The 18,171-nt window shown below is 58.8% G+C and carries 15 protein-coding genes; 8 read left to right on the forward strand and 7 right to left on the reverse strand.

What is annotated here, in order from left to right:
* Positions 1-2: 2 nt before the first annotated feature.
* Entirely contained in the window at positions 3-701 is a 699-nt protein-coding gene (locus AC2D8O_RS08680; protein ID WP_484678428.1) for a CoA transferase subunit A, read from the reverse strand.
* 164 nt (positions 702-865) lie between these two features.
* On the opposite strand from AC2D8O_RS08680, the gene mfd reads away from it, so the two are divergent.
* Positions 866-4,240: a transcription-repair coupling factor gene (gene mfd / locus AC2D8O_RS08685; protein ID WP_484678429.1), complete on the forward strand. Its 3,375-nt coding sequence runs from the start codon at positions 866-868 to the stop codon at positions 4,238-4,240.
* Positions 4,241-4,777: 537 nt separating this feature from the next.
* Here mfd and AC2D8O_RS08690 read toward each other — a convergent pair.
* A complete protein-coding gene (locus AC2D8O_RS08690) occupies positions 4,778-5,713 on the reverse strand; it encodes a hypothetical protein (RefSeq protein ID WP_484678430.1) in 936 nt (311 codons plus the stop codon).
* A 63-nt stretch (positions 5,714-5,776) separates the two neighbouring features.
* On the opposite strand from AC2D8O_RS08690, the gene AC2D8O_RS08695 reads away from it, so the two are divergent.
* On the forward strand, positions 5,777-6,124 hold the full coding sequence (locus AC2D8O_RS08695) for a thioredoxin family protein (protein ID WP_484678431.1): 348 nt from the start codon (positions 5,777-5,779) through the stop codon (positions 6,122-6,124).
* Positions 6,125-6,179: 55 nt separating this feature from the next.
* Here AC2D8O_RS08695 and AC2D8O_RS08700 read toward each other — a convergent pair whose 3' ends face one another.
* From AC2D8O_RS08700 to AC2D8O_RS08715, 4 genes are all read right to left on the reverse strand, one after another.
* A complete protein-coding gene (locus tag AC2D8O_RS08700) occupies positions 6,180-7,676 on the reverse strand; it encodes a GH3 auxin-responsive promoter family protein (protein WP_484679308.1) in 1,497 nt (498 codons plus the stop codon).
* A 76-nt stretch (positions 7,677-7,752) separates the two neighbouring features.
* Complete coding sequence (lptB, locus tag AC2D8O_RS08705) at positions 7,753-8,490, reverse strand: LPS export ABC transporter ATP-binding protein (RefSeq protein ID WP_484678432.1); 738 nt, start codon at positions 8,488-8,490, stop codon at positions 7,753-7,755.
* Between the two features lie 33 nt (positions 8,491-8,523).
* Positions 8,524-9,123, reverse strand: coding sequence for a riboflavin synthase (locus tag AC2D8O_RS08710; protein ID WP_484678433.1), 600 nt, complete (start codon positions 9,121-9,123; stop codon positions 8,524-8,526).
* Between the two features lie 61 nt (positions 9,124-9,184).
* Positions 9,185-12,118 (reverse strand): T9SS type B sorting domain-containing protein, encoded by a 2,934-nt coding sequence (locus AC2D8O_RS08715; RefSeq protein WP_484678434.1) that lies wholly within the window; start codon positions 12,116-12,118, stop codon positions 9,185-9,187.
* 242 nt (positions 12,119-12,360) lie between these two features.
* On the opposite strand from AC2D8O_RS08715, the gene rplM reads away from it, so the two are divergent.
* The 5 genes from rplM (at position 12,361) to efp (ending at position 16,071) form a co-directional block, all read left to right on the forward strand.
* Positions 12,361-12,810 carry a 50S ribosomal protein L13 gene (gene rplM, locus AC2D8O_RS08720; RefSeq protein WP_484678435.1) on the forward strand — a complete coding sequence of 150 codons (450 nt, stop codon included), beginning with the start codon at positions 12,361-12,363 and terminating at the stop codon, positions 12,808-12,810.
* A 24-nt stretch (positions 12,811-12,834) separates the two neighbouring features.
* Complete coding sequence (rpsI, locus tag AC2D8O_RS08725) at positions 12,835-13,227, forward strand: 30S ribosomal protein S9 (protein ID WP_484678436.1); 393 nt, start codon at positions 12,835-12,837, stop codon at positions 13,225-13,227.
* A gap of 8 nt (positions 13,228-13,235) precedes the next feature.
* Positions 13,236-13,976: a 30S ribosomal protein S2 gene (rpsB, locus tag AC2D8O_RS08730; RefSeq protein WP_484678437.1), complete on the forward strand. Its 741-nt coding sequence runs from the start codon at positions 13,236-13,238 to the stop codon at positions 13,974-13,976.
* Between the two features lie 101 nt (positions 13,977-14,077).
* Complete coding sequence (gene hisS, locus AC2D8O_RS08735; RefSeq protein WP_484678438.1) at positions 14,078-15,460, forward strand: histidine--tRNA ligase; 1,383 nt, start codon at positions 14,078-14,080, stop codon at positions 15,458-15,460.
* A gap of 50 nt (positions 15,461-15,510) precedes the next feature.
* Positions 15,511-16,071 carry an elongation factor P gene (efp, locus tag AC2D8O_RS08740; RefSeq protein WP_484678439.1) on the forward strand — a complete coding sequence of 187 codons (561 nt, stop codon included), beginning with the start codon at positions 15,511-15,513 and terminating at the stop codon, positions 16,069-16,071.
* 90 nt (positions 16,072-16,161) lie between these two features.
* On the opposite strand, the gene dapA is transcribed toward efp, so the two are convergent.
* Complete coding sequence (gene dapA, locus AC2D8O_RS08745) at positions 16,162-17,061, reverse strand: 4-hydroxy-tetrahydrodipicolinate synthase (protein ID WP_484678440.1); 900 nt, start codon at positions 17,059-17,061, stop codon at positions 16,162-16,164.
* 63 nt (positions 17,062-17,124) lie between these two features.
* On the opposite strand from dapA, the gene AC2D8O_RS08750 reads away from it, so the two are divergent.
* Positions 17,125-18,147, forward strand: a complete 1,023-nt coding sequence (locus AC2D8O_RS08750; RefSeq protein WP_484678441.1) for an agmatinase family protein — start codon at positions 17,125-17,127, stop codon at positions 18,145-18,147.
* Positions 18,148-18,171: the final 24 nt, after the last annotated feature.

Here is an 18,171-nt window from a genome sequence, read left to right on the forward strand (position 1 = left end):
AATCAGGCCTTGCGGGTGGTTACTTTCTCAATGCGCTTTTCGTAGCCTTTGCCCTGGAAAATGCGCTGGACGTAGATGCCGGGCACGTGAATCTGGTCGGGGTCGAGGGAGCCGACGGGTACCAGTTCTTCGACCTCGGCTACGGTGATGCGGGCCGCACCGGCCATAGGAGCGTTGAAGTTGCGGGCCGACTTGCGGAAGATGAGGTTGCCGGCGGTGTCGCCTTTCCAGGCTTTGACGATGGCGTAGTCGGCGTCGAAGGAGCGCTCCATTACATACATTTTGCCGTTGAACTCGCGGGTTTCCTTGCCCTGGGCCACCTCGGTGCCATAGCCTGCGGGGACGAAGAAGGCGGGAATGCCTGCGCGGGTGGCGCGGCAACGCTCGGCGAGGGTGCCCTGCGGGATGAGCTCAACTTCGAGTTCGCCGGAGAGCAGCTGCCGCTCGAACTCTTCGTTCTCGCCGACGTAAGATGAAATCATCTTGCGTACCTGGCGGGTCTGGAGCATGAGGCCGATGCCGAAGTCGTCGACGCCGGCGTTGTTGGAGATGCAGGTGAGGCCTTTGGTGCCTTTGCGCAACAGGGCCGCGATGGCGTTTTCAGGGATGCCGCAGAGGCCAAAGCCACCGAGCATAAGGACGGCGCCGTCCTGGATGTCGTGGAGGGCGTCGTCGGCCGAGGCAACGGTTTTGTTGATCATGGCAGGAAGAGCGTAGAAACACACTGGCTGTGTGTGCGGGCAAATATATCGGAAAAGGTGGGGCCTGCTGCAAACCAAAAGGTGGGCCGCCGTGTTACTTTTGCACCTCGGCACATCTCCCCCTTTCGGGGCGGTGTGCCCTTTTGTCGTTACGCCCCCAACACGTGAAACTGGAGCAGTATTTCCGGCGCTACGCCGACCAGCCCAAGGTAACAGCCTTTGCCGAGCAACTGAAGGAACAGGGTGCCAAACTGAACATGAGTGGCATGCTGGGCAGCCAGACCACCCTGCTCATTGCCGCCACCCTGAAGCACGCCAACCGCGCCGGACTGGTGGTGGTGCAGGAGCGCGAAGCCGCCCTGTATTTGCAAAACGACCTGGAAAGCCTGCTGCCCGACCGCACCGTGATGGTGTTTCCGGCCAGCAGCAAGCGCCCCTACCAGTTTGAGACTGTCGCCAACGCCAACCTGGTGGAGCGGGCCGAGGTGCTGCACGAACTGAACCAGCGTCAGGCAGCCGAAACCATCATCGTTACGTACCCCGAGGCGCTGGCCGAGCAGGTGGTGGAGAAGAAGTCGCTGCAACGGCACACGCTGGAGCTGGTGGTGGGCGAAAAGCCGGGCATACCGTTTCTGGTGGAGATGCTGGAAGACTTCGGCTTTGACCAGGTGGACTTTGTGTACGAGCCGGGGCAGTTTGCCCAGCGCGGGGGCATCATAGACCTGTACGCCTTCAACGCCGAGCTGCCGATGCGGGTGGAGTTTCTGGGCGACGAAATCGAGAGCCTGCGGAGCTTTGACCCGGCCACACAGCTGTCGGTAGCGAAGCTGGAGCGCGCGGCCATCATCCCGAACGTGAAGACGCGCCTGCAACAGGAGGCGCGGGTGTCGCTGCTGACGTACATCAGCCCGGCTACGCTGGTGTTTGTGCAGGGGCTGGACTTTGCCCTGGGCGAACTGCAGAAAGCCTATGGCAAAGCCGAAGCCTTATATATAAAGCAGCAGGCCGACGCTGGCGGCGAAAGCCTGATGAGTAATCCGGATACGCTGTACGTTAGCGACCAGCGGTTTCTGAAAGAGCTGGCACCGTTCAGTGTGGCGGAGATTGGCAGCCGCCCGCTGCTGGCCCAAGGCACGGCGCTGGAATGGAAGGGCGTGCCCCAGCCGATGTTCCGCAAGGAATTCACGATGCTGGCGGCCCACCTGAAAGAGCTGGCGCAGAACAAAACGCAGATCGTGATCTGCGCCGAGAGCGACAAGCAGCAGAAGCGCCTGCGCGAAATCTTCGAGCAGCTGACACCCGGCCTGATGCCCGACTTCTGCAAGGACGAGCTGGCCGAGGGCTTCTTTGACCCGCAGCTGAACCTGGCCCTCTACACCGACCACCAGATTTTTGACCGCTACCACCGCTACCGGTCGCGGCAGAGCCATGTGCGCAGCCAGGCCCTGACGCTGAAAGAGCTGATGGAGCTGCGGCCCGGCGACTACGTGACCCACGTGAACCACGGCATCGGCCGCTTTGCCGGCATGGAGCGCATACCCGTGGGCGATGTGATGCAGGAGGCCGTGAAGCTGGTGTACGACGGCGGCGACACGGTGTATGTGAACGTATCGGCGCTGCACAAGATCAGCAAGTATGCAGGCAAAGAAGGGCAGGTGCCGCGCCTTAACAAGCTGGGCACCCAGGAATGGGCCCGCACCAAAGCCAAGGTGAAGAAGCGGGTGAAAGAACTGGCCTTTGACCTCGTTTCCCTGTATGCGCGGCGCAAGATGACCGCCGGGTTTGCCTACAGCAAAGACAGCTACCTACAGGACGAGCTGGAAGCCAGCTTCCTGTATGAAGACACCCCCGACCAGAGCAAGGCCACCGAAGACGTAAAAACCGACATGGAGGCCCGCTACCCCATGGACCGGCTGGTGTGTGGCGACGTAGGCTTTGGCAAGACCGAAGTGGCAGTGCGCGCGGCCTTTAAAGCAGTGTGCGACGGCAAGCAGGTGGCAGTGCTGGTGCCCACCACCATTCTGGCGCTGCAACACTACAACACCTTCAAGGACCGGATGGAGCAGTTTGCCCCGCGGATTGACTTCCTGAACCGCTTCAAGACGCCCTCGGAGCAGAAAGAGGTGCTGAAGAAACTGGAAGCCGGGCAGCTGGACGTGGTGATCGGCACCCACCGGATCCTGAGCAAGGACGTGAAGTTCAAAGACCTGGGCCTGCTGATCATAGACGAAGAGCACAAGTTTGGCGTGGCGGCCAAAGAGAAGCTGCGGGTGCTGCGGGCCAACATTGACACGCTGACGCTGTCGGCCACGCCGATACCGCGCACGCTGCAGTTCTCGCTGCTGGGCATCCGCGACCTGAGCCTTATTGCCACGCCCCCACCCAACCGCAAGCCGGTGGAAACCATCGTGCACGCCTTTGACTCGGAGCTGGTGCGCGACGCCATTTCCTACGAGATGCAGCGCCGCGGGCAGGTGTACTTCGTGCACAACCGCATCAAGGACCTGGAGGAGATCGCCGGCATGATCAAGAAGCTGGTGCCCGACGCCCGCGTGCTGATTACCCACGGCCAGCAGGAGCCCGACAAGATAGAGGAGACGATGGAGAAGTTCATCCAGTACGAAGCCGACGTGCTGGTGTGTACCACGCTGATTGAGAGCGGGCTGGACATTCCGAACGCAAACACCATCCTCATCAACCAGGCGCACCACTACGGCCTATCGGACCTGCACCAGATGCGGGGCCGTGTGGGCCGGAGCAACCGCAAGGCCTTCTGCTACCTGCTGTGCCCCCACCCCAGCACCCTGCCCACCGACTCGCGCAAGCGCCTACAGGCGATGGAGGAGTTCAGCGAGCTGGGCAGCGGCCTGCAGATAGCCATGCGCGACCTCGACATACGCGGGGCGGGCGACATTCTGGGCGCCGAACAGAGCGGGTTCATCAGCGAAATCGGCTACGACCTGTTCCACAAGCTGCTGGACGAAGCCGTGCAGGAGCTGAAAGCCGAGCAGTTTCCCGAACTGCTGGAAGCAGGACAGGATGGCAGTGTGGTGGCCACCAGCGAGTTGGACACCGCCATTGACACCGACCAGAACGTGCGCATACCGGAAACCTACGTGCCGAACGTGGCCGAACGGCTGTCGCTGTACAAGCGCATCAGCGAGGCGCGCGACGAAGAGGCGCTGCGGCAACTGGCGGCCGAGCTACAGGACCGCTTTGGCCTAATACCGCCGGAGACGCTGGCGCTGTTCGACACGATCCGGATACGGGAAACGGGGTCGCGCCTGGGCTTCGAGAAAGTGACACTGAAAGCGGGGACGCTGCGGTGCTACTTCCCGGGGCAGAAGAACGCGCCCTATTACCAGACGGCGCGGTTTGCTGGCATTCTGTCGTATGTGAACCTGCACCCGAAGGAGTTTTCGCTGAAGCAGAGCGCGGAGTCGCTACAGATGTATGCGAAGCCAGTGAGCGGCGTGAAGGAAGCGTGGCTGAAGCTGCGAACGCTGGAACAGCACGTGTTTCAGGGTGTAGGAGTGTAGCGCGCCCCTTGCAGAAACGGGGACCGAGCGTGTACGCAACTACCCTCCTGCACGTCATTTCGAGGCCCGTGCGCGGGCCGAAGAAATCTACTGGGAGAGGGCGGAGTGTATGGGCGCTTGCCGCCAAGTTGAGGGGAATAGATTTCTTCGCTGCGCTCGAAATGACGTGAATGGGAAAGGCGAATGGCGTTGGGGGATGCTGCCCTCATACGTCATTTCGAACGGCGCGGAGCGGCGTGAGAAATCTACCTTTGGGATGCCCATAGCATCCCAGCGCTACTGGCGGGGAAGGCGGCAAGCCGCCTACAGGTAGATTTCTCGCTTACGCTCGAAATGACGTGGCTTTTTGGTGCTGGTATTGGGCCGCACCTCCCCCTCATACGTCATTTCGAAGGCTGCCGCAGGCTTCCTGAGAAATCTACCTTTGGGATGCCGATGGCATCCCGGCTCTACCTACGGGGAAGGCGGCAAGCCGCCTACAAGTAGATTTCTCGCTTACGCTCGAAATGACGTGGAGGGGAAGGTTGTAAAAAATTTTTACACTTCAAGTGGTGGCAACTTATATGCAGGCGGCACGGCCAATTGCATATGCAAGGCATTTTCGAAATCTTTATCAAATTCACAAGCAACATTCGCAAGAAATCTAATTGAGTCATCGGAGAGCCCAACAACAAGATAGCTAGATGCGTAATCATATAGCCATATCTTATCTGTTTCGTCCTTCCGGCTATCAATTATTAAGTTATACAGTGGCTTAACTATAGAATGAAAAACCATTCCCCTGACATTTACTACATGTATAAAAGGCTCTTCTTTTAAATAACGCAATACTATTTCCGCATGATGAATATTATGATATTCCCACTTTCTTCCAATATAATCTCCTTTATTAAAATCCTTTATTTCCCTTTCTATCCTAAATATAGCATTATGTCTATCCTCCATTCCTTGAATCAAACATCTTTTAAAATTATCTGGAGAATTATCGTAAACAAGATGATCATACGCTTTTATCCTCCAACTATATACTGAAGAAAATTCATCAAATGACATATTATCTTTATCATAATTTGTAACATTTAGTAAATTTTGTCCAGAAGGATTCGCGTGATTATATATGTTTGCTTTGATCCTAATTTTTATCAACCTAGAGTTTAACAGTGAGCATAAGTCCCGAACGGAATCTATCCGCTCTTTTTTAACCTGCTTTTCAATCGCATCCATTTGAAGCTTTAAGAGTTTGTCTTGATTTTCATTTGCTCTTACCTGCTCACGAATAGCGCGATAGTTCAACCTGAAACCTGCATACACGGCAGCAGGAGTGAGAATGGCCGAGAATAATTCGACTGGATTGTATTCCAGTTTTGGATGCGGAATCACCAAACTAAGGCCAATAGCGACAATCAAAGCAATCATCACCCAGCCCCAGATAAAGTCAGTCGTCCACTTCAACACACCTTTCTTTTTCTTCATACCCCCAATCTACCGAAAATCTGCCATTGTGGCATGGGCAGGGGATTTGCTGTAGGGAAGGGTATGGCAAGCTTCAAAGAACTCGTGAACGATACGCGCCCCGTGCTGGTGGACTTCACCGCCTCGTGGTGCGGGCCCTGTCAGGTGCAGGCGCCCATCCTACAGGAACTGGCCGGCGTCTATGGCGACCGTGTGCGCATCCTGAAGATTGACGTGGACAAGAACCAGGCGCTGGCCCAACAGCTGCACGTGCAGGGCGTGCCTACGCTCATCCTCTACAAAGGCGGCGAAATCTTCTGGCGCAAAAGCGGCGTGTCGTCCCTGCCCGACCTGCAACAGGTGGTGGACAAAGCCCTGAAGAGCACCGACGCCTTCAACGGCCTGTACGGCGGCGGCATGGGTTTTAAATAAGTCCAGCCAAACTGACCCGCGCGCTAACCAACTGGTTGGATAAACCAGTTGGTTGCTACTGGACGGGTAACAGCGGCAGGAGGGAGTCGAGATACTGGCGGTCGTTGCTGAGGCGGGGCACTTTGTTCTGCCCGCCCAGCTTGCCGCGCTGGCGCATCCACTCGTAGAAGGTGCCCTGTGGGGCGAAGTGCACGACGGGCGGCGTCATGGCCATGTCTTTGTGGCGCTTGGCCTGGTAGTCGGAGTTGAGGCGCTGGAGCGTGGCGTCGAGCACCTGGACAAACTGATGGGCATCGCGCGGGGGTGTACTGCACTCGATGACCCACTCGTGGCCGCCGGGCTGGCCGGGGGCGGGCATGTAGATGGGCGCGGCGGTGTAGTCGGTGACGGTGGCACTGGTAGCAGCACAGGCTTCGGCGAGGGCAGCGTCGGCGTTTTCGATGACGAGCTCTTCGCCAAAGGCGTTGATGAAGTGCTTGGTGCGGCCAGAGATAAGGAGCTTGTAGGGGCTGGTGCTGGTGAAGCGGATGGTGTCGCCGATGAGGTAGCGCCAGAGGCCGCCGTTGGTGGAGATGACGAGGGCGTAGTTGCGGCCGACCTCCACCTGACTGAGGGGCACGGTGCGGGGGTACTCGGAGCCGACTTCCTCGAGGGGCACGAACTCGTAGTAGATGCCGTAGTCGAGCATGAGGAGCAGAGCGGGGTCGGCGAAGTCGTCCTGGAGGGCGAAGAAGCCTTCGGAGGCGTTGTAGGTCTCCATGTACCGCATGCGCTGGCCGGGGATGAGCTGGCGGAAGGTGTCGCGGTAGGGCGTGAAGGCCACGGCACCGTGGAAGAAGACTTCGAGGTTGGGCCAGGGGTTGCCCTCGCCGCCGATGTGTGGGCGGCCGGTGATTTCGAGCAGGCGCTTGAGGAGGACGACCGTCCAGGTGGGCACGCCGGCCATGCTGCGGACGTCCTGCGGCAGGGTGTGGGCTGCGAGGGCTTCGATCTTGGCCTCCCACTCGGACATCAGGGCGATGTCGCGTGTGGGCGTTCGGAACCACTCGAAGAAGGTGGGCATGTTCTGGATGAGGACGGCGGAGAGGTCGCCGTAGCGGGCGTGGCCGGAGAAGCGGGAGATTTCGTGGCTGCCGCCCATAGACAGGGTGAGGCCATGGAAGAGGCGGCTGTCGGGGCGGAGGTCGAGGTAGAGGGCAATCATGTCGCGCCCGAGCTGGTAGTGGCAGCCGTGGAGGCTGTCGGGCGGCATGGGGATGAACTTGGAGGCGGCGTTGGTGGTGCCGGACGACTTGGCGAACCACTCTACCCTACCGGGCCACAGGACATCGGCCTCACCGTTGAGGGCGCGCTCGATCCAGGGGTAAAACTGCTCGTAGCTCTGGACGGGCACCTGACGGGCGTAGGCATCGGGGGTGGTGGCGGCAGTGAGGCCATGACGGCGGCCGAAGTCGGTGCTGGCGGCACTGGCCATGAGGGTACGGAACACGCGCTCCTGCGTGCCGTGGGGGTCGCGGCGGAAGGCGTCAATACGGGCCATGCGGCGGCGCATGACGGGTGCGCCAAGGGCCTGCAAAGGCAGCACCGCGCGGAGGATATCGCCGAGAGAGGGCATAGGCGAAGGGGAGTTAACGGGCCATTCGGCGGCGGAGTTCGAACTTCTCGCCGAGATAGACGCGGCGCACCTGCTCGTCTTCGGCCAGCTCTTCGGGCGTGCCCGCCTTGAGGATGGAGCCGTTGTAGAGGAGGTAGGTGCGGTCGGTGATGGAGAGCGTTTCGTCGACGTTGTGGTCGGTGATGAGGACGCCGATGTTACGTTCGACGAGCTTGGAGACGATGCGCTGGATTTCCTCGACGGCGATGGGGTCTACGCCGGCAAAGGGCTCATCGAGGAGGATGAACTTGGGGTCTACGGCCAGGGCGCGGGCAATCTCGGTGCGGCGGCGTTCGCCCCCGGAGAGATAGGTGCCGAGGTTCTTGCGGACGTGAGTGAGGGAAAACTCCTCGAGCAGCATCTCGGTTTTCTCGCGGGCCTGCTGGCGGGTAAGGTCGGTAAACTCGAGGACGGAGAGGATGTTGTCCTCGACCGAGAGCTGGCGGAAGACGGATGCCTCCTGCGGCAGGTAGCCGATGCCGATTTGGGCGCGGCGATACATGGGCAGGGGCGTAATGTCCTGGTCTTCGAGGAGCACACGGCCACTGTTGGGGCGGATGAGGCCCACCACCATATAGAAGGTAGTGGTTTTGCCCGCGCCATTGGGGCCCAGCAGCCCGACGATTTCGCCCTGGGCTACCTGCACACTGACGTCGTTGACGACGGTGCGCTGTTTGTACTTCTTGATGAGATGCTCGGTGCGTAGCAGCATGCAGGGGCAAAGATAGGCGGAAAGCCGTGCGGCCTACTGCGGGCGCAGCTGAAGTGAACGTTGAACGTACTTGCCGAGGATATCGAACTCGATGTTGACTGGCTGGCCTTCCTCAAGGGTATGGAGGTTGGTGTGCTGCCAGGTGTAGGGAATGATGGCCACCGAAAAGCCGTCGGCTGGGGCCTCTACCACGGTGAGACTGATGCCGTTGATGCAGATGGAGCCCTTTTCCACCACGAGATGGGCGGTGCCGGGGGGCAGGGCAAAGTGCAGCTCCCAACTGCCGTCGAGGGTGACGAGGCGGCGGAGTGTGGCGGTGCAGTCGACATGGCCCTGCACAAAATGGCCGTCGAGGCGGGCGCCGGGGATGAGGCAGCGTTCGAGGTTGACGAGGGTGCCGGGTTGCCAGAGGCCGAGGTTGGTGCGGCGAAGGGTCTCGTCGATGGCGACGACCTCGTAGGTGCTGGCGGCGGTGTCGATGGCGACAACCGTGAGACAAACGCCGTTGTGGGCAACGGACTGATCTACCTTCAGCTCGCTGGCGAAGGGGGCGTGCACGGTGAACCGACGGTTGGTGCCTTCGGGTTGCGCGGCCACTACCCTACCCAGTGCCTCAATAATTCCTGTAAACATAATATTCGTCTAAGCGGGTATCCGATAAGCTGTTATCAGATACCCACACGTTACTTAACAGTTAATACATGACATTCACGACGCCTGTCCGGATGATTTTTTCGCCCCGTGTGAGGCCTTCGAGGAAGATCTCGATGGTGTAGTAATAGGCACCGGCCTGCGCGGGTTGGCCTGCAACCTTGCCATCCCAGAGGTTGTTGCGGTCTGTGGAGAAGGAGAGCTGACGGCCCCAACGGTCATAGACATAGCAACGGACGGCGGCCACCTGCTGCACCGAGAACTGGTCGTAGTTGAGGGGGCGGAAGATGTCATTGATGCCGTCGCCGTTGGGCGTGATGACATTGGGCAGCTGGAACTCGAAACACTCGGCGTCCACACACTTCTCGCCGATGACGCCAGAGCGGTTGCCTGCTTCATCTATCAGTATCAGCCCGTAGCAACCTGCAATGTTTTTGTTGACGGCATCCTGGCGCGTGAAGGTGATCAGCGTGCCCGCCGTGGCATTGGCCAGGGTGTCGATGGGTTGGAAAGGTTCGTTGGGGTAACGCCTGTAGACGAACAGTACCGTATCAAGATCTGCGTTGCAGCCGAAGGGAATCAGGTTGCCAAAGTATGTAACCGTTCCCGTGTTGCAATCTGTTCTGATAGAGAAGTCATTGTCGCCGCAGGGCGCGGTGGTGTCAAAAGGGGTGGCGCAGGCAATCTCAGAGCGGTTGCGCAGGGCAATCGCCGCGAGGTCTGGCGAGGTAAAGCGTCCCAGGCCATCCACATAGTAGCAAACCGGCACACGGGGTTGCAGGCCTGTGTCGCGGAACGACTGTGTACTAGCTCCGGGGATGGCGGCCACTGTTTGCAATAAAGTGAACGGCCCGCCATTGATCGAGCGGTAGATATCGAAATTCTGGTTGACCCAGGGAGTTAGCCAGTTCCAGGTGAGGTCTACCGCACGCTCGGCAGCGGTGGCGGTGAGGAAGGTGCTGGTAGCAGGGTCAGACTGTGAAAGACTGTCGCCATTGGCGTCGTACAGGCCTACTTTATAGGTATATCCTGTCGTGGCTGTGTTGATTCCGGCAATACGATAAGTGGTATCGTTGAGGGGGGTGAAGGCTGTTACTTCACGGAACGTACTGGTTCCAAGGCCGGTGGACTGGAAGAGTTTGTAGCGGAAAGGCAGAATGGGCGCCGGACTGAACCTGGAGGGGTCAGGTTGGATCCAACGCACAAGGAGCTGACCCGTGGTGGGATTGGTAGTCTCAATGTCGACGTTGCGGATGACAGGGAACGAGCGTTCCTGTATCACACAATCCTGATTGGAGGGACAAGAACTGACCAGCGTGCCCAGCAAAGGCCGGTAGACGGCCACTACCCGGTAACAGTATCTGCCCCGGAATGGTAGCGGGGTGGTAGCGCCATCGGTGTAGGTAAAGGTAGTGGGGCCAACCTCGGCAATTTTAACATAGCCAGGGCCCGCTGTACCATCGCAGCAGGCGTCAGGGGCAGCAGCCAGCGAGTCGGTGGCGCGGTAGATGTCGTATCGTTCGACATTGGGACAAGCTGGGGCCGCCCAATTGAGCACAACAGAACGGTTGGGCAGAATGACGGCAGTAAAGTTCTGTGGAGGGGGCGCCGACACCCTTATGGTGGTGACGTGGTTGTCGGCAAGGATGGGCCGGTTGGTGATGTTGAAATCACGGCCATCAGTGGCGTAGAAATCCACACGGTAGGGCTGTGCGGTGATGTCATCGCACTCGATGAGCCAGTCGAACCTTGAGACGATGGGGAAGAACCCGGGTGGTGGCGGCACCAGGGGTTGCCGCTCGACACGCTGAGGGGCAAGTGCCAGGTTATTGGGTGGCGTGAGCGTGGCCCCCCTCTGCCAAGGCGCGTTCAGTCTGGAGGGGTCAAACGTGCCGGTGGTGAAGTCATTATTAAGGTACAGGAGTACAGAGTCGCCCGGATTTGGGTCGCGTACCTGAACATCGAAACTCAGGGTTTGGCCAGGTGCGACGCAGGTGTCGTCGAGGGCCTCAATGATGGGGGGATCGTTGTTGCAGTTCCGCACGATAATGGCCATATCGCGCAGTACCTGGCCAATCTTTACGCCAAAACGATATTCCTCCACGAGAATGCCTACAGTGTAGATACCGGGAATCTGTGGGGTGTTCCAAGTAACGATGCCTGTTCGGGGATCAACGTCATAGCCATCGGCAGCAGGCGACACCTCATCTGGAAAGAGGTAGCCGGGCGCTGGAACCGGCTCGAAAATCTGGGCAGGAATCGAGGGATCGTACTGAATGGAGGGCGACCGGGAGAAGACGAGCGAATCTCCATCGGGGTCCACGGCACCGGGGTTGTGCGACCACAGGCGGTTGGTGCAGGCGTCGTCATAAGGGCGGTTCAGCAACTGAGGTGAGCTGTTGGGGCCCTGCGCCGGCACATTGAAAAGAGTAGTCGCTACGTACCAGGTGACCGAGCCAGAATTGGTCATGTTGAGGATGCCAGCAGTTCGATACGGGCTGTAGTATCGAATTTCATAGACACCGGGGCCACGCAGTTCGATGGTGGTAACATAGACATTCTTCTTAAGGCGGCGAGCCCCACCTCCAAACAATGCTCCGTTGTTATCGATGATCCGTACATACTCACCTACGGGGATTCCTGGGGCAACAGTGGCTTCGCAAAGGGGTGTAAAACCGCCGTTGGTACGTCGCACGTTAGCGAGACCAGCAACCTGGTCGTCTGGGACCCGGATGAAATTGCCACTGAAGCGAGCCCAGAGCTCAAAGGAAATGGTAGGCTCATCGACCCCGTTATCGCAAGGAGTAGTATACGTAGTAAGGGTTATCTCGTAACGGTTGAGGCCGAGGTATCGATAGGTAATCTGCCCGGCGAGGTTGTGCGAGGCCATCAGGCATGCAGGGACAAAAAGCAGGCAGAAGGCAAGCAGGGCAACCAGTGGTCGGCGGAGCAAGGAGAGCGATGCTGTTGCAGACATATCTGCGAATGTAACCGCCAAGGGATTGCGGAGATTCCTTTTTGGGTAATTTTAAGGATGAGAGGTGGCAGGCAACTGGCCTGAGGCTGGTTTATCTACAATTGCACGGAGGCTGTTGGCAGGAAAAACAGACGGTAGTGGAGAAAGGGCAGGTTTTTTTGAGGAGAATGTTTGACAATTCGCGAAATGTGCCGAAATTGCGGCCCTTTCTGCAAATACCCTACATAGCGTAGTTACTCGTCATGGACGCAAAGAGTTTTAAAACCGAGCACGTAAAGGCTTCTACGGCCGACCGCAAGTGGCTTGTGGTTGACGCCAACAGCCTGGTGCTGGGCCGCATGGCCAGCCAGGTAGCCTTCCTGCTGCGCGGCAAACATAAGCCCAGCTTCACTCCTCATGTGAACTGTGGTGATCATGTAATCGTCATCAACGCCGAGAAGGTACGCCTGACCGGCCGCAAGCTGGACCAGCGTGAGATCCTGCGTCACACGGGTTACCCGGGTGGCCAGCGCATGGAGACTCCCCGTCAGATTCTGGCGAAGAACCCCGCACGACTGATCGAGATCGCTGTGAAGGGTATGCTTCCCAAGAACAAATTGGGTGCTGAACTGTTCCGCAACCTGCATGTATATGCTGGCAGCGAGCATCCGCACCAGGCTCAGGAGCCCAAAGCATACAAACTTCCTTTCTGAATCCTGACCGTCCGATAACGCCTTATGTCGCATATCAATACTGTTGGCCGGCGCAAGACTTCCATCGCCCGTGTGTATCTGACACCGGGTGGTGCCGGCAAAATGATCATCAACGATCGTGACTCGCAGGAGTTTCTGAACCACGACGTACTGCGTATGAAAGTGCGCAAGCCGTTCGAGGTACTGTCGCTGGACCCTGCTGGTTTCGATGTGAAAGTGAACGTCACCGGTGGTGGTGTAAACGGCCAAGCCGAAGCGATTCGCCTGGGCATTTCGCGCGCCCTCGAAACCTACAACCCTGAGTTCCGCGCAGCGCTGAAGAAGGAAGGCCTTCTGACGGTAGACGGCCGTCAGGTAGAACGCAAGAAGTACGGTAAGCGCAAAGCCCGTCGCAGCACTCAATTCTCGAAACGCTAATCTGCCCCATGGTTACGCACGAACAACTACTGGAAGCCGGAGTACACTTCGGCCACCTTTCGCGCAAATGGCACCCTGCCATGGCTCCATACGTGTTCATGGAGCGGAACAACATTCATATCATCGACCTGCTGAAGACGCAGAAGATGCTGGACGAAGCTTGCCGTGCTGTACAGCAGCTGGCAAAGTCGGGCCGGAAGATTCTGTTCGTAGGCACGAAGAAGCAAGCCCAGGAGATTATCAAGGAGCAGGCTTCGTCGGTGAACATGCCTTACGTAACCGACCGTTGGCTCGGCGGCATGCTGACGAACTTCGCCACTGTGCGTAAGAGCGTCAAGCGCATGCAGATGCTGCAGCGAATGGAGCAGGACGGCACGCAGAAGCTCATCGGCAAGAAAGAGCGTCTGATGATTGGCCGCGAACTGGAGAAACTGGACAAGGTATTGGGTGGCGTGGTTGACATGACCCGTCTTCCTTCGGCCCTGTTCATCGTTGACATCAAGAAGGAGCACATCGCTGTTGCGGAAGCCCGTCGTCTCAACATCCCGACCATCGGTATGGTTGATACGAACAGCAACCCCAACATGATTGACTTCCCGATTCCTGCCAATGACGACGCTGCCAAGTCGATCCAACTGATCACCGGCACTATCGTTGACGCCATCAAGGCTGGCTTGGCCGAGCGCAAGCTGGACAAGGAAGCTGAAGGTGCCAAGAAGGACGACGCTCCCGCAAAAGACGAGGAGTAATACCTACGCTACAAAGCAGAAAAAGGCGGACTAATCACCCGCCTTTTTTGTTTGCCACTCACCTACCCTTTTCTGCTACAAACCCCTCTTCTCTTCGCGCGATGAAACCCGTGAAGCCCAGTAACGCCCGTGGTACCCGCGACTTTACGCCAACTGTGCTGCGCCGTCGTCAATATGTCTTCCGCACGCTGACACAGGTATTCGAGAAGTATGGCTATGCGCCGATTGAGACGCCAGCCATGGAGAACCTGAGTGTGCTGAGCGGCAAGTATGGCGAGGAAGGCGACCGGCTGATGTTTCGGATACTGAACAGCGGCGACTATCTGAAGGAAGCCCCTGCCGAGACCCGTACCGACTACCAGGCGCTTATGCCGCACATCACCGAAAAAGCGCTGCGCTATGACCTGACGGTACCGTTTGCGCGGTTTGTGGTGATGCACCAGAACGAACTGGCCTTCCCATTCAAGCGGTACCAGATACAGCCGGTGTGGCGCGCCGACCGCCCGCAGCGGGGCCGCTACCGCGAGTTCACGCAGTGCGACGTAGACGTGGTGGGCAGCAAGTCGCTGCTGCACGAGGCCGAGTTTGTGGCCATCTACGACGAAGCACTGAGCCGTCTGGGCCTGAAGCAGTTTGCCATACACGTGAATCACCGGCAGGTGCTGGCGGGCATAGCCGAAGTGATTGGTGCACAGGGCAAAGAAGTGGACCTGTGCACGGCCATTGACAAGCTGGACAAGATAGGCCGCGATGGTGTGGAAGCAGAACTGCGCGAGCGCGGCATTGGCGAGGACAGCATCCAGAAGCTGACGCCCATCTACAGCCTGACGGGCACGGCCGCCGAGCAGATTGCCCAACTGAAGGTGTGGCTGAAAGACAGCGCAACCGGCATGGCAGGTATTGCCGACTTCGAGACTTTGCTGGGCCACCTGCAACACTTTGAGCTGCAACGTGCTGAACTGAAACTGGACCTGACGCTGGCCCGCGGGCTGAACTACTACACCGGCTGCATCTTTGAGGTGAAGAGCGGCGAGGTGCAGATGGGCAGCATTGGCGGCGGTGGTCGTTACGACAACCTGACAGCCATGTTTGGCGGGCGCGACCTGCCGGGCGCCGGCATCAGCTTTGGTGCTGACCGCATTTACGATGTGATGGAGGAACTGAACCTCTTTGAAGGCAAAGTGCCAGCCGACACCACCGTAGCCCTGATGGTGAACTTCGGTGCCGCCGAACTGGGCTATGCGCTGAAAGTGGTGCAGCACCTGCGCAGCGAAGGTCTGGCCGTGGAACTGTACCCCGATGCCACCAAAATGGGCAAGCAACTGGAATACGCCGACAAGCGTGGTATTCCCTTTGCCCTGATAGCCGGTGGCACCGAGCAGACTGCTGGCACCGTAAACCTGAAAAACCTGCAAACCGGCACTCAGGAGGCCATTGCCCTGCCAGAACTGGCAGCAAAGCTGAAGGCCCTGACGCAGAACTGACCGGATTCTTTATTTTTGCACCCGAAATAACCGCAACCCTACCCCAAGCAATGGCAACTACTTCTGATGTTTCCCGCGGCATGTTCCTGCGCCACGAAGGTGAGCTGGTGCAACTGTTGGAATTTGAGCACCGCACCCCTGGCAACCTGCGGGCTTTCTACCAAGCCAAGATGCGGAACGTGCGCACGGGTCGTCTGGTGGAATACCGTTTCCGCTCGGGTGAGAACGTGGAAATCGTGCGTGTGGAAGTGCGCAAGCTCCAGTACCTGTACATGGACGGCGACAACTTCATGGTGATGGACACCGAGACCTTTGACCAGATGCCGCTGCCGAAGGTGCTATTTGGCGAGCGCGCCGAGTTTCTGAAAGAAGGCATGGACGTGATGGTATCGTTCGACGGCGACATTCCGCTGCTGGCCGAACTGCCCCCTATCGGCGAATACGAGATTACCTACACCGAGCCCGGCCTTCGGGGCGATACCGCTACCAAAACGCTGAAGGCCGCCACCATCGAGACGGGTGCTACGGTACGCGTGCCCTTGTTCATCGACATCGGCGATCGTATCCGTGTAGACCTGAAGACTGGCGAATACATGGAACGCGCCAAGTAAGGGCCTGTTTCTACGCTTGCTCTCTTACAAGATAAAACCCCAGTCGGACGACTGGGGTTTTGCTTTTCATGACGTTAGACCCGCGTGGCATCAGCCTTGAAAGTGGGCCAGTTCGGCGCGAAGCTGCTCGGTGAGCTTGTCAGAGGCCTCGACGAGGGGCAGGCGCACCTGCGGATGGCAAAGTCCGCGCAGCGACATGGCGGCTTTGATACCGACGGGGTTGCCCTCGGCGAAGAGCAGTTCGATGAGGCGGATGAGGTGAAGGTTGGTGGGCGCAGCGACGGCAAACTCGCCTTTCAGGCACTGGCGGATCATATCGCTGAAGGTGCGTGGCAGTACATTTCCCAGCACCGAGATGATGCCTTCGTAGCCGCAGGCGATACCTGCGAGCGCCAGGGGGTCGTCGCCGGAGAGGACCTGGAAGTGTGCGGGCTTGTCGCGGAGAATCTTCATGCCCTGCTCGACGGAGCCGCTGGCTTCCTTGACGGCCACAATGTTGCGGCAGTCGTGGGCAATGCGGCAGATGGTGTCGGGCAGGACATTGCTGGCGGTGCGGCCGGGCACATTGTAGAGCACGATGTCGCGGTCGGTGGTCTGGCTCAGGGCCTTGTAGTGGCGGTAGATGCCTTCCTGCGACGGCTTGTTATAATGGGGGCTGGCGGTAAGATAACCCTGCACGCCAAATCGCTTGTTGTACTCATCCATTTTGCGGGCTACGGCGGCGGTGTCGTTGCCAGCGCAGCCGAGCAGTACAGGCAGGCGGCCTGCGTTCTGCTCGAGGGCGGCGTCTACGCAGCGGGCAATCTCGTCGTCGGTGAGGACGGCAGCCTCGCCTGTGGAGCCCATGAGCACCATGTATTCCACCCCACCCTGCACAAGGTGGTCCACAATCTTTCGAAGCGACTGGATGTCAGGTTGGTGGGCAGCATCGAAGGGCGTAACCACGGCAACGCCCGTGCCAGTCCAGCGGCGGGTGTGGGGAGTATTCATACGAGTAATGGAAGGGAGATGCAAAGAAATGGTTTGTTTTGCGAAGCCAATTGAAAAAACAGCATGATTCCTGAAAATTTCGACCCGAGCGACGTAGGACTGGACAACGGCAATCTGTATGGCCTGCCACATACACTGGAGACAGCCCAGATAGCCATTTTGCCTGTACCGTGGGCCGCGACGGTGTCGTATCGAGAAGGAACAGAGCGCGGGCCGGAAGCCATGCTGGAAGCGTCGTTGCAGGTGGACCTGTATGACCAGGACGATGCCGACGCATGGAAGCGGGGCATTTATATGCTGCCGATTTCGGAGGAATGGCTGGAGCGGTCGGACGCCATGCGCGAACATGCCCGCACGCACATTGAGAGTCTGGTGGCCGGCAACGACCCCGCCGACACCCTGGCACACGTCGAGAAAGTGAATGCGGCCAGTCGCGAGCTGAATGCATGGGTGAAGGCGGAAACCGCCCAACTGCTGAAGCAGGGCAAGCGCGTGGGCCTGATTGGTGGCGAGCACAGCGTGCCGCTGGGCATTTTCCAAGCGATGGGCGAACACCATGGCGACTTCGGCATCCTGCACGTGGATGCCCACGCCGACCTGCGCGAGGCCTACGAGGACTTCCAGTACAGCCACGCGTCCATCATGTACAATGCGCTGAAAGAAGTGCCACAGTTGAAGAAGCTGGTGCAGGTGGGGATACGCGACTGCGGTCACAACGAAATGCAGGTGGCGGCCGACTCGAATGGGCGCGTGGACCTGCACACGATGCGGAGCATCCGGCGGAAGCAGTTTCAGGGGGCTAGCTGGGACCAGGTGTGCAACGAACTGATTGCCTCGCTGCCCCAGAAAGTGTACATCAGCTTTGACATCGACGGGCTCGACCCGGCCCTTTGCCCCGGCACTGGCACGCCTGTACCCGATGGCTTTCAGTATGAAGAGGTGTTTCATCTGCTGGCGAAAGTGACGCAGAGCGGCCGCCAGCTCATTGGCTTTGACCTGGTGGAAGTAGGCACCAGCGAATGGGACGCCATCGTGGGCGCCCGTGTGCTGCTGCGCCTGGCCTACCTGCTGGGCGCCTCGAAGTAACCACCCGACCCGCTTGTGTCGCGC

The sequence above is a fragment of the Pontibacter sp. T17 genome (assembly GCF_057219875.1).